Here is a 24,784-nt window from a genome sequence, read left to right on the forward strand (position 1 = left end):
TATTCAATCACCATCGCGTTGCCACCTGCAACCCCTCCGACACAATCTCCATATTTGATTTTGCGAGAGCGCGGCCGAAAACCATTAGGTCCAGCCACTTTGTTTTACCCGATCACCGTGGCTTTTTGCTCCATAAAAGTGACACACGTGCAAAAGCAACGTGCGTCAATGAAGAGGTGCTTATTCACAAGCAAAACGATCCGCGAGCGACTCCCTACAGTACCATGTTGCGCGCGATCTCCAAGGCATCTTCAATGCCAGCCGGGTTCTTACCGCCAGCCTGCGCCATGGTGGGTTTGCCACCACCACCGCCACCAATGGCTGGCCCCATGGCCTTGATGATCTGCCCAGCATCAAAGCCCTTCGCCACCGCTTCGTCGGTAGCCGCTGCCATCAGCACCGCCTTGCCGTCATTCTCGCCCGCAATGACCAGTGCTCCTGGCGCAGCCATGCGCGCCCGCACCACATCCCACAGATGACGCTGCCCACCGGCTTCTTGCGCTGGCGTCTTCGCAATAATGACCGGATAGCCCGCAGGCGCCTGCTGCGCCATCGACAACAGCTCGTTAATGCCATCATCCGAGACGGCCTCTTTGCCGCGTTTGGCTGCCTGTTGAAGCTCTTTCATGCTCTTGAGGTTCGAAGCGGTGCGCTCGGAGACGTCGAACAGCGGCACCTTCAACATGCTGGCCGTTTCGCGCAGTTCAGCTTCCATCTTGTCCACATACGCCAAAGCCCCGTAGCTGGTTACCGCCTCGATGCGCCGCGTATTTGAACCCACGCTACTCTCGCTCGTTATCTTCAGGAAGCCGATCTCAGCGGTATTGTTCACGTGGCAGCCACCGCACAGTTCTCGGCTGAACTCGCCTGCCTCCACCACGCGCACGTCGGTATCGTACTTCTCGCCGAACAGCGCCGTCACGCCGTTGGCGCGGGCCTCGTCGAGCGTGGTCTCGTAGATGGTGGTGGGCACAGCCTCCATGATACGGTCATTGGCAACGCGCTCCACCTCGGCTATTTGCTCGGGCATCATGGCCTCGAAATGCGTGTAGTCGAAGCGCAAACGATCAGGGCCTACATAGCTGCCAGCTTGGCGCACGTGATCGCCCAGCACCTGACGCAGCGCCGCATGCAGAATATGAGTTGCCGTATGGTTGCGCTCGATGGACGCGCGCCGCCGCGCATCCACGATGGCCTCCACCGTATCATCCGTGGCAATGCGACCGCCCTCCACCTTCACGCTATGGCGCACCAGACCCTTCTCGGGCGCGGTGGTATCTTCCACGTAGGCATGGACCTGCCCGTCAACGATGCGGCCGGTATCTCCCACCTCACCGCCCATCTCGGCGTAGAACGGCGTCGTGTCCAGGAAGATATCGCCCTTCTCGCCCGCTTCCAGCACATCAACGCGCTGCCCATCGCGCACCAGCGCAACTACCGTGGCGGGCGCTTCGGTGTGTTGGTACCCCACAAATGCGGTGGGTCCCACCTCGTTCAGAATATCGGCGTACACGCCGCCGTAGGTGCTCCATGCGGCCTCGGCATCTTTGGCGCCAGCGCTGCGAGCTCGCTCGCGCTGCGCCTCCATTTCGCGCTCGAAGGCGTCCATGTCTACCTGAATGCCGCGCTCGCCCACGATCTCGGAGGTGATCTCGACCGGGAAGCCATAGGTGTCGTGCAGCGTGAATGCCGTGGTGCCTGAAAGCGTCGTGCCCGAAAGCGTGGCGAGCTCCTGCTCTAGGTATGCCTGCCCGTGGGCCAGGGTGGCGCCGAACCGGTCCTCTTCGGCCATGATCAGCTTGCGCTCAAGTTCGCGGTTCTCCACGATCTCCGGGTACACGTCTCCCATCAGACGAACGATCTCGTCCACGTACTCGTTGAGGAAGTGACCTTCCACGCCGATCAGATGCGCTTTCATGATGGCGCGACGCAGCAGACGGCGCAGCACGTAACCGCGGCCCTCATTGCCGGGCAAGATGCCATCGGCGATCATGAAGGTGACCGCGCGACTGTGATCGGCCATGATGCGCAAGCTGAGATCCACCGTCGCGTCCTCGCCATAGGTGGCGCCCGCCAGGCGCTCGCCCACCGCGATCAAGCTACGCAGCACGTCGGTTTCGTAATTGGTCTGCACCCCTTGCAAGATGGCCGCAATGCGCTCCAAGCCCATGCCGGTATCAATGTTCTTCTTGGGAAGCTCCACCAAAGAGCCGTCTTCCTGGCCGTCGAACTGAGTGAACACGCAGTTCCAGTATTCAAGGAAGCGGTCGCAATCGCAGCCGGGCGCACAGTCGGGGCTGCCGCAGCCGAACTCGGGGCCCTGATCGTAATACAGCTCTGAGCATGGCCCGCACGGCCCCGTAGGACCTGCGCGCCAGAAGTTGTCGTCTTCGCCCAGGCGCGAGATATGGTCGTCAGGTACACCCAGATCCTTCCAGATCTGGATGGTTTCATCGTCGTCCTCGAACACGGTGAAGTACAGCTTCTCAAGCGGCAAGCCCAGCACGTTCACACTGAAATCAAGCGCCATGGTGCACATCTCGCGCTTGAAGTACTTGCCGAAGCTGAAATTGCCCAGCATCTCGAAGAAGCTGAGATGGCGACCGGTCGTGCCGATGATGTCAATGTCGTTGGTGCGCACGCACTTCTGCACGGTAGTGGTGCCCACGTAGGGCTCTTCCAGCTGCTTTTGCTGCAAGAAGTACGGCTTGAACTGCACCATGCCGGCACTGGTGAGCAACAGTGAGGGGTCGTCAGGAATCAGCGAGGACGAGGGCATGCGCTTGCAGCCCTTGCTCTCGAAATAGCTGAGGTACGCTTCGCGAATCTGCGCGGTTGTCATGTATTCCATGGGCGATCTTTCAACGGTCCGATAGTCTCCGATGCATTATATAGCTAAGCATGCGGTCCCGACCGCCCACAAGCCGCTCGGGACCCACGAAACGGCAATGTTCCATTACGTCTGCACAGTGCGCGACGTTTCCAGTGCCGCAGGGAGTCTGGTCGTCGCGAGCACCCCTGCCCTCGCCCGAACCCTTGACGCGCTTTCGCCCGAGCCTTTGGTGCGCTCTTGCGTACGTTTACGTTTTCGCCCTTGATCCGCTCCTGGTCGTGCTCTTGCTCGCGCCTTTGGTGATATTCACCTTTAGTGACGCTTTTGCCCTTTGCCCTTGTGGCTCTTCACCTTGCGGAACCGAGCGATCAGGCCGCTCTCGCTTTTCACCGGCTCGAAGCTGGAAGTAGCATCCATGAGCGGATGCGCTGAGCCGTCCTGATGTTCTTGCGGGGTGCCCTTGAAGAACACGCCATCCTCGCTGACCACCTGACGCCCGGTGCGCTTCTCGAAGTAATACACGAAGCACGACTTCATCACCGCAACCGCCGGAATGGCCAAGAGCATGCCCACTAGCGACCCTAAGATGCCGCTCATGGCTCCGCCGATAGCCGTGCCGAACATCATGGCGATCAGCGTGAGCGCCGGATGCACATCAACCGAATTGGACATGATCTTCGGGCTGATGAAGGTGTAGACGAACTGCTGAATCACGATGGTTCCGATCAGTGCGATGATTGCCGTCAGTGGGCTGACGAACACCGCGGTAATGGCCGCCGCCGCACCACCCAACCACGGACCGATGATGGGAATGATGTTGAGCACACCGGTAATGACACCCAGCGCAGGCGCATTGGGAATGCCAACCACCCCGAACAGAATGCCGCAAGCCACACCGATCAGCAGGCATTGCAAGATCATGCCTTTGATGTAGCCGCCCATGATGCGCGTGAAGGTGATATGCAGGAAATGCGCGTCGTCATAGTATTTGGGATCAAGAAGGCGCTTTATCTCGTTGCGCAAAGCGGGAAGCCCCATCAGGAACCAAAATGCGATGACCAACGCGAAGCCGATGGCCATAAACGCATTGGCCACGCCCGCGCTCATATCGACCATGGCGGTGGCAGCCCCCGAGGCCATGCCCGACGCCCAGCTCGACAACGAAGATGCTGCGCTGTCGATGAAGTTTTTCATGGTGTCGTTCTCGAACCACTGCGCATACTTTCCGTATTCGGTGTTGAACCAGTGGGTGATGTTATCCACGTAGGTAGGAATGCCAGACAGCAGATTGCGAAATTGCTCGGGCAAGCCGAACATGGGCGAGAACATCAGGAAGCACACTGCGGCGAGCACCACGAACATGATGAGGTAAGCGAGCGTGGTGGCCAGCATGCGATTCATGCCGCGATCAGCCATGCCATTGACAAGCGGACGCAACATGAAGATGAACAGCAGCGTCCAAATGATCATGCTGACGGGCAGCGCCAGCACGTTCAGGAGGTAGATGGTAACGCCGATCAGGATAATGGCGCCCACGGCGGCCCAGATGCGCATGAACCACCGTTTCAGCCTCTCGTCACCCGAGACGGTGGAGGGCAGAGCCGCCACGCGCTTCAAAGCCTGAGGGCGCGTGGCGGTATTCGATGCGTTTGTTGAGGATGCGCTATTCGGCTGCTTGTGCTGCGCCATTATGCGTCAGATCCTCATGTTGCGGTTCATCGTTGAGCGGTGCTGTGGTTTCAACTTTCACCGCGGTGTAGCCTTCGTTGACGCTTTCAGGCGCATCGCTGCCAGCCAAGTCGGCGTCAATGCCATCGAGCATAGCATCTTCCACGTGCTCAAGCCCTTCTGCCTTAGCCTTGCCCATTTCCTTCGAGACATCTGATGCGTGCTTGCCGCCAAGCTTGTTGCGCACCTTGCGGGTCAAAGAGTTCACCAGGTCCATAGGAGCGTTCGCCACGTTATCGACCGTATCGACCGCGCGAGTGACCGTGCCGGTTATCTGATTGACGTCTTGCAGGATCTCATCGACGCGCATGATCTCCAGATTCGCAGCATCCACCGTAAGCGATACGCGCTCGACCAGCGGTTTTGCGTCCTCGGTCAGCTGCTGCACATTGTCAAGCGTCGGCTCGATTTGCTTTTGCACGTCGTCTACCATGCTGCGCGTGCGACGGATGGTCAGAACCAGTTCAACGATGAACCACACGAGGGCCGCACCCACCACGATATACACGATCGGAAGGATCATATTGATGATATCCATGCTTCACGCCTCCTTCGCCAAGCTAACTTGAACAAGTATTCTATGACTTAGATTGCGATTTTGCGCGAGCATTCGTCAGCAGGTTGAAATGCCGTAAAGAAGATGCAGACAGACGGTCAGGCACGGGCACGGGCGCTACTCGCTCAAGTCGGCCCGATCGCGCGCGATGGCGTCGGTGCGATACGCCTCCCAACCGCGCTCGCCCGCCTGCCAGAAGGAACCACGGCTCACCCCGTCGGGCAGATACTGCTGATCGACCCAACCGCCCGGGTAGTTATGAGGATATTTGTATTCGCCGTAGTCATCCGAGCCAGGGCGATGTCGGTCGCGCAGATTGTCCGGCACTTGCCGCAGCGGGCCTTGCCGCACTTCTTGCAGTGCCTTGAAGATGCCGCACGCCGCATTCGACTTCGGTGCCAACGCCATATAGGTAGCCGCTTGAGCCAAGATGAGCTGGCATTCTGGATAACCGATGACCTCCGCCGACCTAAAGGCCGCCTCGGCCACCAAGAGCGCTTGCGGATCCGCATTGCCGATATCTTCCGCCGCCAGAATGAAGATGCGCCGCGCGATGAACTTCGGGTCTTCTCCCCCGTCGATCATGCGCGCCAGCCAGTAGAGCGCCGCATCAGGGTCGCTCCCGCGCATGCTCTTGATGAACGCGGATATGATGTCGTAGTGCATATCCTTATTCTTGTCGTAGGGCAGAGCGCGATGCGGTGTTGCCGTGCGCACCATATCCTCGGTGATAGCGAAAGGCCCCGCCGCTGACGCATCGTCGGTGGGACGGGCCAACTGCGCCGCCAGCTCCAACGTGGAGAGGGCACTGCGACCGTCACCCCCTGCTAGCAACACGATGGCTGCGCGCGCATCGTCCTCGAGCGTGAACGCGCCAGCAAGACCACGCTCTTCGGTGAGCGCGCGATCGAGCAGCTGGCCGATCTCAGCGTCAGAGAGCGCGTGGAGCTCCACGATGCGGCTGCGGCTCAGCAGCGCCGAATTGACTTCAAAGAAGGGGTTTTCCGTGGTAGCGCCCACCAGCACCACCACCCGGTCTTCCACCGCATGCAGCAACGCATCTTGCTGGCTGCGATTGAAGCGGTGTATCTCGTCTACGAACAGGATGGTCCGCATGCCGCCCGCAGATAGGCGCTTCTCAGCTGCGGCAATCTCACGGCGCAGATCGCTCACGGTGCCGCCCACGGCCGAAACTTCCACGAAAGAAGCCCGCGTGTTTTCCGCGATCACCTGCGCGATGGACGTTTTGCCCGTGCCTGCGGGACCGAAGAGGATGACGCTACTCAAGGTATCGGCCTCGATGGAGGCGCGCAACCAGCTGCCTTCGCCCACAGCGTCGGCCTGCCCAACCACCTCTGCTAGCGTACGAGGGCGCATGCGCACCGCGAGCGGCGCCACCGCTCTACGATGGGCGTCTTCTATATCGCTGAACAGGCTCACGGTATCCATGAGTTCATAGTATCACGGGTTGCGTAATCGTACAAATGTTTTATAACTCCCGATGCGTGCTAGACGTTAACGCGCCGTAACGCAGAATTCATAATCTGTCCAAAACTGCATCATAAGGGCTTCAAATGCATTTCCTATACTGAACGCGCCGACATGAGGCGAGCTGCCTGTTTGGATCATCCACTCAGCTGGTGCGCCTGATTGAAGGCCTGCTTACCCTTTTGAAGCAGCGCGGCTCACGCCGCATCATCCCCTCTTTTCTGACGCCCCCGGTCCTCGGGGGCGTCGCCTTTTTCTCCGCTGTGCGACAGCCCATACGCCATGCAAGATTGGTAAGATAGTGCCACCGTGTCGAAGAAAGGAACCTCATGAAGGCTATCATCCCCGCTGCTGGTCTTGGAACCCGCTTCTTACCTGCCACCAAGGCGGTCCCCAAGGAGATGCTCTTGGTCGTTGACCGTCCCGCCATCCAATACGTGGTTGAAGAGGGTCTTGCCAGCGCCGCCGATGAGGTCATCATCGTCAATTCCCGCGAAAAGCATGCGATCGAAGAGCATTTCTCTCCCAACCCCGATCTGGTTAGCCTGCTGCGCGAGCGCGGCAAGAACGCGTATGCGGACGCGGTGGAGTACGTGGGCAACCTGAACGTAGGATATGTGTATCAAGATGAAGCGCTGGGGCTCGGTCATGCGGTGCTCTGCGCAGCTGAGGCAGCGGCTGGCGAGCCGTTCTACGTGCTTCTTGGGGACGTGCTCGTGCCAGGCAACCAGATGCTGCCTGCCATGCAGGCCGTCTCTGATGCCCACGGTGGCGCCAGCGTCATCGCCGTCATGCCCGTACCAGACGAAGAGGTCAGCCGTTTCGGCGTCATCGCCGGTAGCGAGGTCTCAGAGGGCGTTTGGAAGGTGGATGCGCTGGTGGAAAAACCTGCCCTCGAAGATGCGCCGAGCAACTTGGCGGTATTCGGGCGCTACCTGCTCACTCCGCGGGTTATGGAACTGCTTGCCCAGGTCCAGCCGGGCGTTGGTGGCGAGATACAGCTGACCGACGCGCTGGATGCGTTGCTTGTCGAAGAGGAAATGTATGCGCTTGTGGTTGACCCGGCCGACGGCTTTGACACCGGTACGGTGCCCAGCTGGCTGGAAACGAACAACACGCTCTTCGCGCAGCGATAGGCTCAGTCGACGAGCGCGCTGGTCTCGCGGGCGATGCGCATCTCTTCATCGGTGGTTACCACGCATATCTTGATGGGGCTATCGTCGATGGAGATGATGCGATTGACGCCGATCTGGCCTGTGACATCGTTCTTCTCTAAATCCAAGATCATGCCCATATGGGCGAGACCGGCGAAGACGCGTGCGCGCAGTTCGGCTGAGTTTTCGCCGATGCCCGCGGTCATGACCACCGCATCGGTGCGCGTCATGGCCGCATAGAAGCTACCGATGGCTTTTTGCACCCGGTATACATACATATCCACCGCCAGTGCTGCATGCTCGTTGCCCGCATCCGCCGCCGCCAGCACATCACGCATATCGGCCGACAGACCGCTCACGCCCAGAATGCCCGACTCCTTGTTCAGGATGCGGTCCATCTCTTCAAAGCTGATGCTATCGCGACGCATGATGTACGTCACGATAGCCGGGTCGATGGAGCCGGACCGCGTGCCCATCATGAGCCCTTCAAGGGGCGTGAACCCCATGGTGGTATCAATGGATTCCCCGTGATTCACGGCCGTGATGGAGCCACCGTTGCCCAGGTGGCACGTGATCAGGCCCACATCCTTCAGTGGGCGCCCCAACAGATTGGCCGCCTGCTGGGCCGCATAGCGATGCGACGTGCCATGCGCACCATAGCGGCGGATCCCGTAGTCTTGATAGTAGCGCTGCGGCAACGGATACAGGTATGCCTTCGGCGGCATGGTGGTATGAAACGCCGTGTCGAACACCGCAGCTTCAGGTGTGTGCGGCAGGCGCTCGCGCAGCAAGCGAATGCACGCGTCGGCAGGCGGATTATGCAGCGGCGCAAGCTCTTCGCAGCGCGTGAGCTTCTCGAACGCTTCGTCGTCTATCAACGTTGATTCGCTGAAATACTCACCGCCCGCAACGATGCGGTTGCCGACCGCCTGAATATCATCCAAAGAGGCAATGGGCGAGTCGGGGTCCCTCTCAAGCATGTCCAACAAGATACTCAGGCACTCCGGCACCGTGCAGCCTTCCACCGGAACCGTCTGCTCACGAAAGTCAGGAGCGAAGGCGACCTCCATGCACGCCCCCGCCGCCCCAATGCGCTCTGCGAGCGCCTTCATCAGGCGTATCTTCCCATCGGTCTGTATCAACTGGCACTTCAACGTTGAACTGCCAGCGTTCACCACGAGCACTATCATGCGCGCCTCCTGCCGATGCGTATGTTTCCACTTGCTCACAGATCGGGTTCGGTTCAAAAACCCCTGGTACCCAATATAGGCGAAGTAGCGTAAGCTGTGGCATACCGTCATTGAACGGAAAGGACAGGGGAATACCGATCAACGAGAGAAGGGCAAAGCATGAAGAAGATCATCTCCATTATGACCGCGGTAGCGTTGGTGGCAGGCGCGCTATGCTTGGTAGGCTGTGGCCAGAACAACGAGCAGCTGATCCGCGAGAAGCTGACCGAGGAACTGGATACGTTCAAGAACCAGGACGACTCCGCTTTGAGCAGCATCGCCACCGCCATGGAAAACGAAGGGCTCGATGAGATGGGGATCGACTCGCAGGAGTTCGCCGCGGCTGTGCTGGATGGCTTCGATTACACCATTGATGACGTGCAGGTCAACGGCGATACCGCTAACGCAACGGTGACCATCGTCTCCAAGAGCAGCTCTGATTTCACTCAGCGCATCACCGAGGTCGCGCAGACGCTCGTTGACGATCCGGCCATTGCCGAGCTGACCTCGGAAGAGAAGATGAGCAAGTTGGGCGAGGCCGTCATGCAGGCGTTCGATGAGACCGAAGTGGTTACCGAGACCGCCACCATCGAATACAAGCTGAACAACAACACCTGGGAGCCGGTGGACGGCAGCAACTCCCTGGCTTCGCTGGACAGCATCGTCTTCGCTCGGTAAGTCAGCGCAAAGCTGGTAAGAACGTAACGCACGCGCCGACCGGGAAGAAAGGAGCGCATCATGGAAACCCTCTTCAAGGCCATCAGATCGAACATGTTCGTGCAGGCCATCTTGTTCATCTTGCTGGGACTCTTCTTGATCCTGTGGCCCGGCGTTACCGTGATGACGGTCATTTACCTGTTCGGCGCCCTGTTCGCCCTGTCGGGTGCGGCATCGCTCATTGCGTATGCCCGCCCGAACGGGGCCGACCGCCACTCCCCCAGCGTGCTGACAACCGGTGTGCTGTGCCTGCTCATCGCGCTGGTCGCCTTCGTCTTCCCGGAAGCTGTTGCTGGGTTCTTCTCCATCATCGCAGGCATCATCATCGCGCTGTGCGGCATCGTGTGCGCCATCCGCTCTATCGAGTTGCGCCGCTTCAACGACAACTCCTGGATAGCGCCGCTGATCATTGGCCTTCTTGTGGCCGCAGGCGGTATCGTCATCATCGTGAACCCGTTCGAGTCGGCCGCCACCTTCATCTTGGTGCTGGGCGTCATCATGCTCGTGAACGGCGCATGCGAGCTGTTCATGGAATACCAGCTGAAGCGCCTTCAGAAAGCAGACATCCAGAACGCAAACGACGCATTGTAGCCGGGCGTCCCACCATCGTAGCTGGACGACCCGCCATCATGGCTGAGCGTTCCTGCGTCCCCCTACCATCGTAGCGGGCGTTCCTATAGCCACCGCTTCCGATAGAACAGCACCAAAAGTGCGACGATGCAGACGGCGAACACTCCTAGCATCACCGCCCACATCGCAGGAACATCCGCGCCGGGCAGGGTCACCAGATTCATGCCGAACCATCCTGTGACCAACGTCATGGGGGCCAGTATCACCGTCACGATGGTGAGCAGCTGCATGATGGAATTCTGACGCAGATCGATATGGGTCTGATGCAGCTCATGAAGCTGTAAGCTGTATTCGCGCAGTGTGTCCGCTCGATTGCTCAGGCGATCGGCCAGGTTCTCGATATGATCGAACTGACGCGCTTCCTCGTGCGACATCATCTTATTCTCGTTGTCGGAGAGCATGGCGCCCATCGTGGCAAGCTGCTGATAGAACGCCGCGAACCGCATGGAGAGCCGTCGGTATCCCATGATCTGGGAGGTGCGCACCTCGGTATTGAGGTCCATCATGGCCTCTTCCAGATCTTCCATGTTATCTTCTATGGTGCCCATGTAATCCAGATCGTCCAGCATCAGATACTTCATGAACACATAGAGACAATGAGCCACCGAGGTGCTGCGCAGCACGCCGGCTTGCACGATCTGCGCGAGCACGTGCTTCGCCGCTGCGCCATCGTCCACGAAGACCAGCTTGCGCTTGTCCAAAAAGAAAGCGAACGTATCTGGATCCGCCGCTTCAAGAGAGCGTGCAGGAACGGAGAACGAGCCCATCACATGGTCAGGATAGATATCCACATAGTTGCTCTCAGCATCAGCCAGTGTCTGAGAGGTGGCAAGATCGGTGCAATCCTCAAGGCCAAGCTGGCAGAACTGAGCGGGGGTGAGTACTTCAACAACGGGCAGCGCGCTGGTCGCAGCCTCGTCTGCCGATACCTCGACCAGATTCGAGGCGAGCGTGCTCGCTTGAAGCGCCCCGACCGAGCGCAGCTCGTAGTAGATGGACATGAGCGCGTCTTCCGCTGCGCGTCGCCGCGTCAGGCCATGGCGCGCATCAGGTTCACCATCTCAATGGCACCTTCGGCGCATTCGCTTCCCTTGTTGCCCGCCTTGCTCCCCGCACGCTCAATGGCCTGCTCGATGGTATCGGTGGTGATAACGCCGAACATCACCGGCACACCAGCCTGCAAGGATACCTGGGCAATGCCCTTGCTCACCTCGGCGCACACGTAGTCGTAGTGCGTGGTGGCGCCACGAATGACCGCACCCAGGCAGATGACCGCATCATAGCGGCCGCTCTGTGCCATCTTCTGCGCTGCAAGGGGTATTTCAAAAGCGCCAGGCACCCAGGCAACGTCAATATCCTCCGCTGCAACCTGATGGCGCATGAGCGCATCTTGAGCTCCACTGAGCAGTCGCGCGGTGATGAAATCATTGAAACGGCTGGCAACGATACCGAAACGCGCACCCTTCGCAACCAGCTCACCTTGGAACACCGTCATGTTCGCCGCCTTTCGTTAGAAACCGTTTTGGACCAAAAAATCCATCGTGATGCCTGAGGATTCTTGTGCGCCCATCAACTTCTCGATGTATTTTCCTATGATATCGCACTCCACGTTGAGCGCGTCACCAACCCGCTTATCGCACAGGTTCGTATGCGCGAAGGTGTGCGGGATGACCGAGACCTCGAACGTGGCGGCATCGACCGCGGTCACGGTCAAACTGATGCCGTCAAGAGCCACCGACCCTTTTTCCACGATCAGCGGCGTGAGATGCGCAGCATCGGCGATGCGAATGCGCACCGCGTTGTCGTCGTGCGCAAACGATGCGATGCGCGCGGTGCCGTCAATGTGACCCGAAACCAAATGCCCGCCAAGCCGGTCGGACAGGCGCAGCGCCCGTTCCAGATTCACGGGGCTGCCCGGACGCAGCTGCCCCAGATCGGTGCGGGTCAACGTTTCGGGCATGGCGTCGGCCATAAATCCGCTCGCTGACAGATCGGTCACCGTGAGGCAGACGCCGTTCACGCTGATGCTGTCGCCCAGCTTCGTGCCCTCGACCACCGTGGATGCCTTGAGCGCGATCGTAGCTGAGCGCGCGCCGGGCGTGATGCGCTCAACGCTGCCGACCTCTTCTACGATACCGGTGAACATGGCTCATCCTCGTTTCCTGACGTATACCGCACATCGCCCTCGATCAGGATATCATCCCCTAAGGCCGTCGTCTGCGCGTTGACAAGCGACGCGCATGCCGATGGCTCAGCCACGCCGCGGCCCGCAAGAGGACCAGGGGCCGAAGCGCCGCCGAACAGCTTAGGCGCAAGGTATGCCTGCACCCGATCGATCAAGTGCGCATCGAAGAGAGCACCCAAAAGCACCGGTCCACCCTCTACGATCACGCTGGAAATACCACGCTTTCCCAATGCGTCCACCAACTGCGGCAGCGGCACATGATCATCAGGAGTTACCGGCAATGCAAGCACCTCGCAACCCGCCTGTTCATAAGGCGCCAAGCGCGTCGTGTCGCTCGCGCCTCCCACGATGAGCGTGGGGTGCTCGTGCGCGGTTCGCACGAGCTGGCTTGTGAGCGGCGTGCGCATGTGCGTGTCGCAGACGATGCGCATCGGCTGATGAGCGCCTTCCACCCCGCGCACGGTCAGCGCAGGGTCATCGGCGAGCACCGTGCCCACTCCAACCAGAATGGCGGCGGCGCGGGCACGATCCTCATGCACGCGCCCGCGCGCGTCCGCGCCCGTGATCCACCGGGATGCGCCCGTGCGCGTAGCCACCTTGCCATCCAACGTCATGGCATATTTCGCAACAACCAACGGGCGTCCCGTTGTGATGAAGTGGAAGAAGGCGCGGTTCAGTGCATCACATTCCGCGCGCATCACGCCTTCGTCCACCCGAATGTCAGCGTGCCGCAATCGCGCGATGCCTTTGCCAGCCACCAAGGGGTTTGGGTCGGCCGACCCGACCACCACGCGCGCCACGCCCGCCTCGATGAGCGCATCACAGCACGGCGGCTGCTTACCGGTGTGCGCACAGGGCTCAAGCGTGACGTACGCAGTGGCGCCAGCCGGATCAATACCGGCACGCTCGCAGGCGACCAGCGCCTCGCGCTCGGCATGGGGCGCACCATAGCAGGTGTGCCACCCTTCGCCGAGCACCTGACCATCGCGCACGATAACGCAGCCGACCTGCGGGTTCGGCGCGACCCATCCACCTCCGCGCGCCGCGAGTTCAAGCGCGCGAGCCATATAGTCGGCATCCGAGAACACGCTATACCTCGATCAGTTCGTAATCCTTGCTGCCATATCCCAAGCGCGCCGCATGGTCGATGATCTTCGTGCCTTGCTTCGACTCGATGCGCTCGACCAAATGATCGCGTCCCGGATCGCTTGAGCCATAGACCGCATCGATACACGCCTGATCGATGGCAACCGGATCGGTGGAGGCGAAGATGCCGATATCTGCCATGCAGGGGTCTTCTGCCACCGCGCAGCAGTCACAGTCGACTGAGAGGTTCACCGCGATGTTCACGAACGCCAGATTGCTGCCGAAGTGATTCACCACCGTCTCGGCAGCCTCAGCCATAGCCTCCAGGAAATCTTCCTGCGTGGCATGCTTATCCCAGAAATCACCCTGCACGGTGCTCGCGGCACCGGTATGGATGAGCACCTTGCCCGCATTGGAAGCGCACCCGATGGAGAGCTGCTTGAGCGCGCCGCCGAAACCGCCCATAGGGTGCCCCTTGAAGTGGCTGAGCACCAGCATGGACTGATAGTCCATCAGATGCTTGCCCACCAAGTTCTCATGCAGCACCCGCCCGTTCTCAATGGGAAACGACACGTCGGGGCCATCGGCATCCATGATGTCCACCTCGAAGAACTCGGTCCACCCATGCGCCGCCATCAGCTTCTCGTGCTTCTCGGTGGCGTCGCGCGCACCCTCGTAGGCGGTGTTGCACTCCACGATGGTGCCATCCACCTCTTCCACTATGGGGCGCATGAACTCAGGGTGTAGGTAGTTCTGATTGCCCTGTTCACCTGAGTGCACCTTCACCGCCACCTTCCCCGGCAGCTTGACGCCTAACTTCTCGTAAAGGCGCACCACGCTCTGTGGGCTGATGTCCGTTGTGAAATAGACCTTCGATCTCGCCATGACTGGGGGCTCCTTTCGGATAGAATCTGTTCTTTGCATGATACAACGCGCGCATGCGCGTAGGAAAGCAGGTGCGCCAACGCCTGCAAAGACAAAGAATAGGAGTCCCCTTGTGAGAATCAACGCTTTGAAGGCGATGGTCGTGAGCGCATGCGCTGCCCTCGCGCTCGCCAGTTGTGTAGGATGCTCGACCCCCGCATCGACACCGAGCGAAACCGAAGCCGCCGTCGTTCGCGTCGGCACCATGCCCACCGAAGATATCCTGCCTTTATGGGTGGCACAAGACAGTAACATGGCTGCCGCCGATGGCACCACTGTTGAGGTGGTTCCCTTCGATTCCGCCCAGGCGCTTTCCGCCGCCATCACCGCAGGCGAGGTGGATATGGCCATGACCGATATCATGCGCGCAGCCAAGCTGACCGAGAGCGGCACCGCCGTCGATCTGGAATGGGTGACGCTGGGCGAGATGGCGAGCCAGGGCGTGTTCGGCATCTTGGCGCCCGCCGATGCGCCATACAGCACGCTTCAAGAAATGGCCGCCTATGCTGCCGATTCCGCGAGCGCCGATCTGCACGGCGTTGGCGTGGGAGCGAACACGGTGCCCGAATACGTGTTCAACATGCTCTGCGCCGAAGCGGACGTGACCATACCCTCGGAGGAAGTTGCCAGCCTGCCCGAGCGCTACGGCCTGGTCGCCTCCGGGCAGCTGATGGGCGCGGCGCTTCCGGCCCCCCTGCTGGCCCTTGGTGAGGCGAACGGCATGAAGGTCATTGCTGACGATTCGCAAGGCAGCAACATCTCGCAATCGGTCATGGTGGCGCGCGCCGAGTGGGCCGCCGAAAACGAGCAGGCTGTGCTCGATGTGGCCGAGATCTGGGATGGCGCGGTGAAGCTTTTGACCGACGACCCTGAGGCGTATCACGATATCTTGGTGACCAACGCCAATCTGAACGAGACCATCGCGGAGAGCTATCCTATCAGCAGCTACCCCAACGCGCTGAGCAACGGAGCGCTGGTGCATCCGAGCGATACGATGGTGCAGCCCGTGCTCGATTGGATGAGGTCACGCGGGTATGGCGGCGCTGTCTCCTATGATGCAGCCACAGGAGCTATGAGCCTGTAGGCGCACATGGGCAAGGCGGTCGGATACATCTGGGGAACCCTGCTGGTCATCGCCGTGTGGTGGACGCTCGCGGCGGCCATCGGTTCCCCTGCGCTGCCCACCCCGGCCGCTACCGTACCGGTGTTGATCGCTCAATGCGGAGCCATCATGCCGGAGTTTTTGCTGAGCTTAGAGCGCATTTTAGTGGCCATGCTGATCGGCACGCTCATTGGCGCTCCCCTTGGTCTGGCGCTTGGACGCTCGCGACGCGCCGACCTCATCTTGGGCCCTGCGCTCTACATTCTCTACCCTCTGCCCAAGATCGTGCTTCTGCCCATCCTGTTCGTGCTGCTCGGCATTGGGGGCGAGGCGAAAGTGACCCTCATTGCCATTGCTGTGTTCTTCCAGATGGTGGTCACCATGCGCGATGCCGCCCGTGCCATCCCTGAAACAGCCGTGGAATCCATGCGCAGCTTGGGCGCGGGGCGGCTGAGCACCTTCGCGCACTTGATCGTGCCCGCCTCGCTGCCGTCGCTGTTCACCGCGTTGCGCATCACCACCGGAACGGCCGTGGCCATCCTGTTCATCGCTGAATCTATGGCGGGCAGCACCGGGCTTGGCTACTTTATCATGCATTCATGGTCGCTTCTCGAATACGCGCGCATGTTCGCGGGCATCATCGCCTTCGCCGTGATGGGCGTGCTGATCTATGAGGCCTTCGATGTAGCTGAGCGGCGTTTCAGCACGTGGCGCAGCTAGACGAGCGAAACGCAGCATCCGCGCGACCCGGCGCAACGACCCAACGTGCAACCTAACACCGCATTCCAGCACCGCGACCGATACGATCCTCCTCCCCTCTCTCAAACCCCATCTTGGGCCCAGCCTAAAACCTCGATTGCAGCGCCGCGTCGTTGCGCTATAATAGTTCGGCGCGGCAACAGCCGCATCCATGGGGCATTAGCTCAGCTGGGAGAGCGCGTGGTTCGCAATCACGAGGTCAGGGGTTCGATCCCCCTATGCTCCACCATGAATTTGAGAGCCGGTACACTCGGCTCTTTTTCATTCCTGCACGGTTTGCAGGGAATCGAACCACAAGGTGCTCTTTACCCGCATACAACGCGCGGGGCACCCTGCGGGCACGGCTCGGAACTCATAAGATTTCTCCCTATCGCCTAATCGTTATCACATCCGAAACATTCCTCGCTCATACTTGACGCATTCGTATTCGGAACTGCCGCGCGCGAACCTTTGCGGCATCGATGCTTTCCGATGAAGGAGAACCATGCCACGTCTCGTACTAGAAAGCCCCACAGCTGCTGAGGCCGAACATGCCCGGCTGGCTAAGAAGGCAGCCGCCATGCTCGCCTCAACCCCCTGCGAGCAATGCCCTGTGGAATACACGGCCGCGCTGAGCCGTATGTTCTTGGCCGATTCCTGCGGGAAATGCACGCCCTGCCGTGTGGGCCTGCGTGCGTGCTGCGCGAAGCTTGACAGCATCCTCGACGGCACGGGTAGCGCGGAGGTGCTGGACGAGCTCCGTGCGACCGCCGAGGTCATGCGCGCCGCATCCGACTGCGCCATCGGCTTCACCGCCGGACGCATGATCCTTGATGCGCTCGACGGTTTCGCGGAGGACTTCACCAGCCACATCGAAGACGATTCATGCAGCCATCGCGCGCGTGCTCAGGCAACCTGCACGACCACCTGCCCGGCCCACGTGGATGTGCCCGCCTATATCGCCTGCATCCGCGCTGGACGCTTAGACGATGCGCTGCGCGTCATACGCAACACCAATCCGCTTCCTACCGTGTGCGGGTACGTATGCGAGCATCCCTGCGAAGCTACCTGCCGACGTGCGCTTGAAGACGCACCGGTCAACATCTGCGGGCTCAAGCGCTATGCTGCCGATAATGCCACGTGGAGCCCGGCGCCTGCGCCTCTTCCCGCTACCGGCAAGACCATCGGTATCGTTGGCGGCGGCCCCGCCGGTCTCACCGCTGCCTACTATCTGCGTCTCATGGGACACGATGTCACCATCTACGATCAGCGAGAGAAGCTGGGGGGTATGGTGCGCTACGGCATTCCCGACTACCGGCTGCCGCAAGACCACCTTGATGCTGATATCGACTTTATCCTGAGCACCGGAATCGCGGTTCGCACCGACTGTGCGGTCGGCACCGATGTTACCTTCGAAGAGCTCATGGATGCCCACGATGCCATGTTCGTCTCCATCGGCGCGCACGAGAGCAAGAAGCTCGGCTGCGCTGGAGAGGATGCCGTTGGGGTCATGTCAGCCGTTGAGTTCTTGCTCGCCGCCAGCAGTGGATGCGCGCCCGATTTCAACGGGAAGCGCGTCTGCGTGGTGGGAGGCGGTAACGTGGCCATGGACTGCACGCGCACCGCAAAGCGCTTGGGAGCGCGCTCGGTCGAGTGCGTCTACCGACGCCGACTCGCAGATATGACAGCCCTTCCCGAAGAGATCGACGAGGCGAAGGCGGAAGGCTGCCAGATCACGCAGCTCCAAGCGCCCATCGCCATCGAAGTTGACGACCAGGGCGCCGTGTGCGCGCTGATAGTGCAACCGCAGGTCATCGGTGCCATCGGGCGAGGCGGCCGACCGACTCCCTACGATGCCGACGTGGCGCAACGCACGATCCCCTGCGACGCCATCATCATCGCCATCGGTCAAGCTATTGATTCCGGCGCGTTCGCAAGCATCGTCCAGACCGAGCGCGGCTGCATCGTGGCGCAGGAGGACGGCGCCATCGCAGGTGCCCCCACCCCCTTGTATGCCGGAGGCGATGCAGTGAGCGGGCCTTCCACCGTCATCAAGGCGATCGCAGCCGGACGCGTGGCGGCAGCCAATATCGATAACGCGCTTGGCTATACGCACGACGTGTACGACCGCGTTGACATCCCGCCTGCGCGCTCTGCCGTGGGGCCCTGCGGACGCATCGAGCTCAAAGACGTCATCTCCGCCGATGCGGCGCAGACCTTCGAGATCGCAAAGCTGGGCATGAGCGCCCAAGAAGCACATCAAGAAGCAAGCCGTTGCCTGCGCTGCGACCATTACGGGTTCGGGGCAACGTGCACTCAGGAGGTAGCATCATGGTGAACGTGATCATCGACGGCATCGCGCTCGAGGCAGAGGAAGGCGCCACCATCCTTGAAGCCGCCCAGCGCGCAGGGGCGCAGATTCCCACCTTGTGCTTCCTCGCCCAACTCAACGACATCGGATCGTGCCGCGTTTGCGTGATTGAGGTGGAAGGCGAGGATCGCCTCGTTGCCTCCTGCAACACCGTGGTGCGCGAAGGCATGGTCGTGCACACCGACACCGATCAGGTGCGCACCGCACGCACGACCGCCCTTCAGCTGCTGCTCTCTCAACACGACTTGAACTGCGCGTACTGCCCGCGCACCGGCACCTGCCGCTTCCAGAAGCTCCTGCTCGATGCGGGGCTCATCGCATGGGATCCATCCGGGCTGTTCGTGACCGAGACGCCATCGCCCTACGCCAAGCAACTCGTGCAAGGCAAGCGAGCGGCCTGGCCAGCAGAGCGCATCGTACAGCGCGACGAGAACCGATGCATCCACTGCGGTCGATGCATCGCGGCGTGCGACCGTCTGGAAGACATCGGAGTCTGGGCGTTCAGAGGCACGGGCAGCCGCTCGACGGTTGGCGTTGCCGACGGCATGAGCATGCGTCAGGCGGGTTGCGTCTCGTGCGGCCAATGCATCACCCATTGCCCCACCGGTGCCCTCTCCGAGCGCGACGACACCAGCCTGCTGCTCGATGCCATCGCCGACCCGGAGCAGACCACGGTCGTGCAGATCGCGCCCGCAACACGAACGTCGTGGGGCGTGGGCCTCGGCGCTGACGATGGAGCGCTTCCCGTTGAGCGCATGGTAGCCGCCTTAAAGCAGCTTGGCGTTGACTATGTGTTCGACACGTCCCTCGCCGCCGATCTGACCATCATGGAGGAAGGCACCGAACTGCTCGAGGGGCTCACTAATCGCACTGCATCCGACGATGGCATCACCTGGCCGCTCTTCACGAGCTGCTGCCCAGCATGGGTTCAGCATGCGAAGGATCACCATCCCGATGCGCTCGCGCACCTCTCCACCTCGAAAAGCCCCATGATGATGCTCGGCGCGGTGATAAAGACCTGGTTCGCTGAGAAGCAGGGGATCAAGCCCGATAACATCTTCTCGGTCGCGCTCATGCCCTGCACCGCCAAGAAGGCAGAGATCACGCTTCCGATGAACTCCCATCCCGATATCCCCGATATGGATGCAGCGCTCACCACGCGCGAGCTCACGCGCATGATCAAGAACGCCGATATCGACGTTGACGGCCTTGAGGACATGCCCCTTGACGACCCGCTGGGCACCTTCACGGGCGCAGGCGTCATCTTCGGCACCACTGGTGGCGTCATGGAAGCCGCTCTGCGCACTGCGTATTACGTGGCCACCGGACAAACAGCGCCTCCCGACAGCTTCGCCTTCGCCGTCAGCGAGCATGGCGCTTGGACCGAGGGCACCTTCGATATGAACGGCACGTCAGTGCGCTGTGCGGTCGTGCATGGCCTCTCGAACGTGCATGCGCTGCTGGAAGCCCTTCGCGCGGGCGTTGTCACCTACGATTTCGTGGAAGTGATGGCGTGTCCTGGCGGATGCGCGGGCGGCGGCGGACAGCCTATCGACGGATCGGATTGCGAGCGGGGCCTGCAGCGCGGTCAAACGCTACGCTCGATCGACAAGACCCAGATGCCGCTGCGCTATTCGCATGAGAACCCGCAGATCAAGATGCTCTACGACGTATTCTTCGGCAAGCCCTGCTCGGAGCGCGCCCACCATCTGCTGCACACCATCCATCTTCCCCACGACGGCAAAGACGCCACGGCAAAGGAGGCAACCGCATGACCAGAACATCCATTACGCTTGGCGCCCGGGCGCTCGCGCTCATCCTTGCCGCGGCATGCCTTCTCACCGGGTGCGCATCCACGCCCGCAGCACCAGAACCCGACAGCACCGCTCCCGTATCCTCTGACGCAGCGGATACCGCCGCTAACGTGCTGCGCATCGGGTCGCTGAAAGGGCCCACCTCTATCGGGCTCGCCTCCATGATGGCGCAGGACCAAGGTCAGTTCACCATCGCGGCTTCGGCCGACGAGATAGCACCCCAACTCCTTCAAGGCCAGCTCGATATCGCGCTCGTGCCAGCGAATCTGGCCGCCACGCTCTACCAGCGCACGAGCGGCGCCATTCGCGTCATCGACGTCAACACTCTCGGCGTGCTGTATGCCGTGAGCGCCGCTGAGGTGACGGCGGTCGAGGACCTTCGTGGACGTACGGTATACCTGACCGGGAAAGGGACCGTTCCCGAATACACCGTGCTCGCCCTCTTGGAGGCCAGCGGTCTGACCACCGAGGACGTGGACCTGCAATTCCGTTCCGAGCCAGCCGAGGTTGCTGCGCTCATCGCTCAAGACCACGAGGCGGTGGGCATTCTACCGCAACCCTATGCCACCTCAGCGAGCATGAAAGATGCCGCCCTTAGCGAAAGCATCGACCTGACCGCCGCTTGGGAAGCTGCCACCGGGGGTGCCCGCGGCAGCCTGATCACCGGCGTGACCATCACCAAAGCAGATACCGTAGAAGCGCAGCCCGAAGCGATCAATGCCTTCTTGAGCCGTCATGAAGCCTCTGCTGCCATCGCGCAGAACGACCCCGATGCCATCGTTGACCAGGTGGTTTCCCTTGGCATCATCGACAACGCAGAGGTCGCCCGAAAAGCGATCCCGCTCTGCAATGTTGTCTGCCTGACCGGTGATGAGATGAAGCAGGCCCTTTCGGGCTACCTTGAGACGCTCTACGCGCAGGCTCCCGATGCGGTGGGCGGCGCGCTGCCCGGGAATGATTTCTACCTTGCCTAACGTCACCATGCCCGATCATGGTGCACCGGAAGAGCACGCACGACCACGGTCTTCTCGCTCTGCGGGCGGATTCGCCTTAGGCGCCCTCTTTTGGATAGCACTCTGGTGCGTCGTCGCCAGCATCATCGGCAACGACCTGCTTTTCGCGGATCCATGGGCCGTGCTCGCATCGCTTGGGGAAAGCGTCGCACAGCCATCGTTTTGGATAGCCATCGGGAACACGGCAGCGCGCATCATCGGCATTGGCGCGCTTTCGGGCCTTTGCGGTCTCATCCTCGGATCGCTCGGACATCGCTTCATGCTCGTCCATCAACTCTTCGCGCCGCTGTTGCACGTGATGAAGAGCGCACCGGTCGCCTGCATCGTCGTGATCGTGCTCGTCATGTGGGGAGCACAGGGGGCATTCGCCACCATCGTCGCCTTCGTCGCCTTCCCGCCGTTCTACGTTGCCATTCAACAGGCACTCGAAGCGCGTCCGCGGCGCACCGAAGAGGCGCTGAAGCTGCTCGGGGTAAGCCGCTGGAAGATATTCTGCGGCTGCATATGGCCCGCCGCGCTGCCTTTTTTCACCTCTGCGAGCAAGACCGCCGTTGCGCTCGCATGGCGGGCGGGCATCACCGCCGAGTTGCTTTGCCTGCCACTCGGCTCGATCGGTGCCGAGGTGTACACCTCGAAGCTGACGCTTGACAGCGCAGGACTGCTCGCATGGACCATCACCGTGATGCTTCTCAGCTGGCTCAATGAGCGGATCGTGCTCGCAGCGCTGCGCTGTTCAGAAGGGCTCGCAACATGGGCGCTCAACGGCACGCGCGCGCATCTGCCCACCTCCTCCCCCCGCTCCCTTCCCGCGCCAACGGGCGCGACCCCGGTATCGCTCATCCTTGAAGATGTGCACAAGGCATACGGGGACACGAGCGTTCTTGCGGGCTTCTCTCTTGGCGTCTCCCTAGGCGAGCGGATTTGCCTGATGGCGCCCACCGGCGAGGGCAAGAGCACCGCGCTCGGCATGCTCGCGCGTCTGTGCACGCCCGATGCAGGACGCGCGCATGCGCCCGCGCGCATCGGCATCGTCATGCAGGACCCCACGCTTCTGGAAAACCTCAGCGCATTCCAAAACGTTGCTCTTGCCGCAGGAAAGCGCATGAGCGCTGATCGCATTCGCGCACAGCTCGCATCTCTGATCGGCGCTGATGCTCTTGACCGAGCAGCATCTGAGCTATCCGGCGGCACAAAGCGCCTGACCGAACTGGTGCGTGCGCTGCTCTCGGACGGACAAGCGATCGTGCTCGACGAGCCATTCACCGGTCTTGATCCCGCGCGTCGCGAAGCGGTCTGCGCTTTCATCAAGGACGCGCTCGATGGCAGGCCCCTCATCGTTGCCACGCATGACCCCACCGACGCCGCCTTGCTTGATGCCGCTATCGTGCGCCTCTGAGCGCATCTTCTGCCACAGCCCCAGCGCATCGGATATCATGAATGACCGCACCAGAGCCCTGACCTGACCGCTTGCAACATGCTGGCGCCCCACCATGAAGCGCCAGCATGCTCCTTCCGCTACCGCTCGCTTCGGTCAGATCCGCCGTGCGCAGCCTCATCCTCAGCGGTGCGCGCAAGCTCCTTCGCCACCTTAACCGCGGCTGCGCGCTCTTGATCCTCGAGCTTCTCTTCACCCACATCGCTTGCCCGCTTATCGTGGCGCGCATTCGCGATAGCCAAGATAGGCGCGCTCAGTGCGAACAGCGCAATGGCGTTGGGCAGCACCATGAGCTGGTTGAACATATCCGCCAACTCCCAAACGAGCTCGTTGGAGAGCAGCGAACCCAAGAAGATGAACGCCAGTGCCACGATCGTGAAAGGCAGCACCGCTTTCTTGCCGAACAGCCACTCCACATTGAGCTTCGCGAAGAGATTCCACGACAAGATGGTGGAAAAAGCGAAGAACAGCAAGCAGATGGCCACGAACCACGCACCCAAATCGGCACCGAAGAACTTCCCGAACGCCAACTGCGCGATGTTGGTCTTGGTGACCGTCTCGGCGGTCAGCGTCATATAGTCGCCTGTCGCCAGCGTGCCATCGCCCACATACATCGTGGAGAGCACCACCAGCGCGGTCATGGTAACCACCACGATGGTATCCACGAACACGCCGATCATAGCCACAACGCCCTGCTCGTGCGGCTCGCGAACCTCAGCGAGCGCATGCGCGTGCGGCGTTGAGCCCATGCCCGCTTCGTTGCTGAACAGGCCGCGCTTCGCCCCCTGACTGATAGCGGCGATGATGCCGAAGGTGGCGCCGCCAACGCTCGCCTGCGGGTTGAAGGCGCACTCGAAGATCAGCGCGAAGGTGGCGGGCAGCGCAGGCGCATTCATGATGAGGATAACGAGGGAACCTATCACGTAGAGGATGGCCATCACGGGAACGATCTTTTCCGTGACCGCCGCCAGGCGCGACACGCCGCCCACGAACACGAAGCCAGCCAGCACCACCACGAGCAGACCGATGACCCAGGTGGGCACCCCGAATGCGTTGTTCATGGTTTCGGCGATGGAATTCGATTGCACCATGCACCCCATGAAACCCAGCGCCAAAATAATGGCAACAGCGAAGAATCCGGCCAGGAATTTGCCACCCTTGCCCTTGAAGGCGGTGGTGATGTAGTAGACCGGACCGCCATGGACCGTGCCGTCCGGGTCGGTGATGCGCGTTTTCTGCGCCATGACCGCCTCAGCGTAGTTGGTGGCCATTCCCAACAGCGCGATGATCCACATCCAGAAGATGGCTCCTGGGCCACCGATGATGATGGCGCCGCACGCGCCGACGATGTTGCCAGTGCCCACCTGCGCCGCCACGGCCGTCGACAGCGCCTGGAACGACGTCATAGCACCGCCCTGGTCACCGCCACGCAACGAGAAGTCGCCGAACAGACGGCGCCATCCTTCGCCGAAGCAGCGGAATTGAACGAATCGCGTCCGAATGGAGAACCACAGCCCCATACCCAACAGCAGGATGATCAGGACGTAGTTCGACAGATAGTTGTTGATGGTGGTCACGATGCCAAGAAGTGCCTCTTCCACGCTCTTCCTTTCTCCTTGCGGTCGAAAACCTGAAGAGCGCCCCATATGAGGCAGCTTCGCTCTGTCCGTTTGCCTGAGAGATTCGGCACGCCGCCCTACGATCAGCGGCTGCCTTGCACCTTCGGCACTCACTTAAGAGTTCTCCAGAGTTTTCTCAGCTTCCGGTCTGCCGCAGCATTC

General features: G+C 61.0%; 20 protein-coding genes, 1 tRNA gene and 1 riboswitch. Of the genes, 10 read left to right on the forward strand and 11 right to left on the reverse strand.

Annotation, left to right across the window (positions count from 1 at the left end; translation table 11 throughout):
* Positions 1-214 precede the first annotated feature (214 nt).
* The 4 genes from alaS to NFR19_RS03655 all read right to left on the reverse strand — a co-directional run bounded on the left by alaS (position 215) and on the right by NFR19_RS03655 (position 6,566).
* On the reverse strand, positions 215-2,851 hold the full coding sequence (gene alaS / locus NFR19_RS03640; protein WP_251212430.1) for an alanine--tRNA ligase: 2,637 nt from the start codon (positions 2,849-2,851) through the stop codon (positions 215-217).
* 294 nt (positions 2,852-3,145) lie between these two features.
* Positions 3,146-4,522 carry an AI-2E family transporter gene (locus NFR19_RS03645; protein ID WP_251212431.1) on the reverse strand — a complete coding sequence of 459 codons (1,377 nt, stop codon included), beginning with the start codon at positions 4,520-4,522 and terminating at the stop codon, positions 3,146-3,148.
* Complete coding sequence (locus NFR19_RS03650) at positions 4,497-5,099, reverse strand: DUF948 domain-containing protein (RefSeq protein ID WP_251212432.1); 603 nt, start codon at positions 5,097-5,099, stop codon at positions 4,497-4,499. Before NFR19_RS03650 ends, NFR19_RS03645 begins: the two co-directional genes overlap by 26 nt.
* A 135-nt stretch (positions 5,100-5,234) precedes the next feature.
* Positions 5,235-6,566, reverse strand: coding sequence for a replication-associated recombination protein A (locus tag NFR19_RS03655; RefSeq protein WP_251212433.1), 1,332 nt, complete (start codon positions 6,564-6,566; stop codon positions 5,235-5,237).
* Positions 6,567-6,934: 368 nt separating this feature from the next.
* On the opposite strand from NFR19_RS03655, the gene NFR19_RS03660 reads away from it, so the two are divergent.
* Positions 6,935-7,741 carry a UTP--glucose-1-phosphate uridylyltransferase gene (locus NFR19_RS03660; protein ID WP_251212434.1) on the forward strand — a complete coding sequence of 269 codons (807 nt, stop codon included), beginning with the start codon at positions 6,935-6,937 and terminating at the stop codon, positions 7,739-7,741.
* A 2-nt stretch (positions 7,742-7,743) separates the two neighbouring features.
* On the opposite strand, the gene NFR19_RS03665 is transcribed toward NFR19_RS03660, so the two are convergent.
* The gene (locus NFR19_RS03665) at positions 7,744-8,949 is read right to left on the reverse strand and encodes an acetate/propionate family kinase (protein WP_251212435.1); all 1,206 of its coding nucleotides are present in this window, start codon (positions 8,947-8,949) and stop codon (positions 7,744-7,746) included.
* A gap of 159 nt (positions 8,950-9,108) precedes the next feature.
* Between NFR19_RS03665 and NFR19_RS03670 the strand changes: the two genes are divergently transcribed.
* On the forward strand, positions 9,109-9,666 hold the full coding sequence (locus tag NFR19_RS03670) for a hypothetical protein (protein WP_251212436.1): 558 nt from the start codon (positions 9,109-9,111) through the stop codon (positions 9,664-9,666).
* A 60-nt stretch (positions 9,667-9,726) separates the two neighbouring features.
* Positions 9,727-10,296 carry an HdeD family acid-resistance protein gene (locus NFR19_RS03675; protein ID WP_251212437.1) on the forward strand — a complete coding sequence of 190 codons (570 nt, stop codon included), beginning with the start codon at positions 9,727-9,729 and terminating at the stop codon, positions 10,294-10,296.
* A gap of 83 nt (positions 10,297-10,379) precedes the next feature.
* Here the strand turns inward: NFR19_RS03675 and NFR19_RS03680 are convergent, their stop codons facing one another.
* From NFR19_RS03680 to NFR19_RS03700, 5 genes are read right to left on the reverse strand one after another with little or no spacing between them, the layout of a single operon-like run.
* Complete coding sequence (locus NFR19_RS03680) at positions 10,380-11,336, reverse strand: magnesium transporter CorA family protein (RefSeq protein ID WP_251212438.1); 957 nt, start codon at positions 11,334-11,336, stop codon at positions 10,380-10,382.
* 29 nt (positions 11,337-11,365) lie between these two features.
* On the reverse strand, positions 11,366-11,830 hold the full coding sequence (gene ribH, locus NFR19_RS03685) for a 6,7-dimethyl-8-ribityllumazine synthase (RefSeq protein ID WP_251212439.1): 465 nt from the start codon (positions 11,828-11,830) through the stop codon (positions 11,366-11,368).
* A gap of 15 nt (positions 11,831-11,845) precedes the next feature.
* Positions 11,846-12,481 carry a riboflavin synthase gene (locus tag NFR19_RS03690; RefSeq protein WP_251212440.1) on the reverse strand — a complete coding sequence of 212 codons (636 nt, stop codon included), beginning with the start codon at positions 12,479-12,481 and terminating at the stop codon, positions 11,846-11,848.
* Positions 12,463-13,608, reverse strand: coding sequence for a bifunctional diaminohydroxyphosphoribosylaminopyrimidine deaminase/5-amino-6-(5-phosphoribosylamino)uracil reductase RibD (gene ribD / locus NFR19_RS03695; protein WP_251212441.1), 1,146 nt, complete (start codon positions 13,606-13,608; stop codon positions 12,463-12,465). Before ribD ends, NFR19_RS03690 begins: the two co-directional genes overlap by 19 nt.
* A gap of 1 nt (position 13,609) precedes the next feature.
* Complete coding sequence (locus NFR19_RS03700; RefSeq protein WP_251212442.1) at positions 13,610-14,491, reverse strand: DUF362 domain-containing protein; 882 nt, start codon at positions 14,489-14,491, stop codon at positions 13,610-13,612.
* Between the two features lie 112 nt (positions 14,492-14,603).
* Between NFR19_RS03700 and NFR19_RS03705 the strand changes: the two genes are divergently transcribed.
* The 7 genes from NFR19_RS03705 (at position 14,604) to NFR19_RS03735 (ending at position 22,964) form a co-directional block, all read left to right on the forward strand.
* The gene (locus tag NFR19_RS03705; RefSeq protein WP_251212443.1) at positions 14,604-15,614 is read left to right on the forward strand and encodes an ABC transporter substrate-binding protein; all 1,011 of its coding nucleotides are present in this window, start codon (positions 14,604-14,606) and stop codon (positions 15,612-15,614) included.
* 6 nt (positions 15,615-15,620) lie between these two features.
* Positions 15,621-16,352 carry an ABC transporter permease gene (locus NFR19_RS03710; protein ID WP_251212444.1) on the forward strand — a complete coding sequence of 244 codons (732 nt, stop codon included), beginning with the start codon at positions 15,621-15,623 and terminating at the stop codon, positions 16,350-16,352.
* Positions 16,353-16,544: 192 nt separating this feature from the next.
* Positions 16,545-16,620: transfer RNA gene (locus NFR19_RS03715), tRNA-Ala, on the forward strand.
* Between the two features lie 255 nt (positions 16,621-16,875).
* Positions 16,876-18,708, forward strand: a complete 1,833-nt coding sequence (locus NFR19_RS03720; protein WP_251212445.1) for an NAD(P)-binding protein — start codon at positions 16,876-16,878, stop codon at positions 18,706-18,708.
* Positions 18,702-20,516, forward strand: a complete 1,815-nt coding sequence (locus NFR19_RS03725) for a [FeFe] hydrogenase, group A (protein WP_251212446.1) — start codon at positions 18,702-18,704, stop codon at positions 20,514-20,516. The genes NFR19_RS03720 and NFR19_RS03725 overlap by 7 nt, the downstream gene beginning before the upstream one ends.
* A complete protein-coding gene (locus tag NFR19_RS03730) occupies positions 20,513-21,529 on the forward strand; it encodes an ABC transporter substrate-binding protein (protein ID WP_251212447.1) in 1,017 nt (338 codons plus the stop codon). The genes NFR19_RS03725 and NFR19_RS03730 overlap by 4 nt, the downstream gene beginning before the upstream one ends.
* The gene (locus NFR19_RS03735) at positions 21,522-22,964 is read left to right on the forward strand and encodes an ATP-binding cassette domain-containing protein (RefSeq protein ID WP_251212448.1); all 1,443 of its coding nucleotides are present in this window, start codon (positions 21,522-21,524) and stop codon (positions 22,962-22,964) included. The genes NFR19_RS03730 and NFR19_RS03735 overlap by 8 nt, the downstream gene beginning before the upstream one ends.
* Before the next feature lie 119 nt (positions 22,965-23,083).
* Here the strand turns inward: NFR19_RS03735 and NFR19_RS03740 are convergent, their stop codons facing one another.
* Positions 23,084-24,604 (reverse strand): alanine/glycine:cation symporter family protein, encoded by a 1,521-nt coding sequence (locus NFR19_RS03740; protein WP_251212449.1) that lies wholly within the window; start codon positions 24,602-24,604, stop codon positions 23,084-23,086.
* 51 nt (positions 24,605-24,655) lie between these two features.
* Positions 24,656-24,761, reverse strand: a riboswitch (glycine riboswitch).
* Positions 24,762-24,784: the final 23 nt, after the last annotated feature.

This window comes from Adlercreutzia murintestinalis (assembly GCF_943192905.1).
GTDB lineage: Bacteria > Actinomycetota > Coriobacteriia > Coriobacteriales > Eggerthellaceae > Adlercreutzia_A > Adlercreutzia_A murintestinalis.

Bases quoted from the DNA above. Each gene is read 5' to 3' on its own strand.
- NFR19_RS03730 (WP_251212447.1), top strand. From the start codon at position 20,513: ATGACCAGAACATCCATTACGCTTGGCGCCCGGGCGCTCGCGCTCATC.
- NFR19_RS03725 (WP_251212446.1), top strand. From the start codon at position 18,702: ATGGTGAACGTGATCATCGACGGCATCGCGCTCGAGGCAGAGGAAGGC.
- NFR19_RS03655 (WP_251212433.1), bottom strand. From the start codon at position 6,566: ATGGATACCGTGAGCCTGTTCAGCGATATAGAAGACGCCCATCGTAGA.
- NFR19_RS03690 (WP_251212440.1), bottom strand. From the start codon at position 12,481: ATGTTCACCGGTATCGTAGAAGAGGTCGGCAGCGTTGAGCGCATCACG.
- NFR19_RS03670 (WP_251212436.1), top strand. From the start codon at position 9,109: ATGAAGAAGATCATCTCCATTATGACCGCGGTAGCGTTGGTGGCAGGC.
- NFR19_RS03680 (WP_251212438.1), bottom strand. From the start codon at position 11,336: ATGTCCATCTACTACGAGCTGCGCTCGGTCGGGGCGCTTCAAGCGAGC.
- NFR19_RS03645 (WP_251212431.1), bottom strand. From the start codon at position 4,522: ATGGCGCAGCACAAGCAGCCGAATAGCGCATCCTCAACAAACGCATCG.
- NFR19_RS03665 (WP_251212435.1), bottom strand. From the start codon at position 8,949: ATGATAGTGCTCGTGGTGAACGCTGGCAGTTCAACGTTGAAGTGCCAG.
- NFR19_RS03710 (WP_251212444.1), top strand. From the start codon at position 15,621: ATGGGCAAGGCGGTCGGATACATCTGGGGAACCCTGCTGGTCATCGCC.
- ribH (WP_251212439.1), bottom strand. From the start codon at position 11,830: ATGACGGTGTTCCAAGGTGAGCTGGTTGCGAAGGGTGCGCGTTTCGGT.
- NFR19_RS03700 (WP_251212442.1), bottom strand. From the start codon at position 14,491: ATGGCGAGATCGAAGGTCTATTTCACAACGGACATCAGCCCACAGAGC.
- NFR19_RS03675 (WP_251212437.1), top strand. From the start codon at position 9,727: ATGGAAACCCTCTTCAAGGCCATCAGATCGAACATGTTCGTGCAGGCC.
- alaS (WP_251212430.1), bottom strand. From the start codon at position 2,851: ATGGAATACATGACAACCGCGCAGATTCGCGAAGCGTACCTCAGCTAT.
- NFR19_RS03650 (WP_251212432.1), bottom strand. From the start codon at position 5,099: ATGGATATCATCAATATGATCCTTCCGATCGTGTATATCGTGGTGGGT.
- NFR19_RS03660 (WP_251212434.1), top strand. From the start codon at position 6,935: ATGAAGGCTATCATCCCCGCTGCTGGTCTTGGAACCCGCTTCTTACCT.
- NFR19_RS03720 (WP_251212445.1), top strand. From the start codon at position 16,876: ATGCCACGTCTCGTACTAGAAAGCCCCACAGCTGCTGAGGCCGAACAT.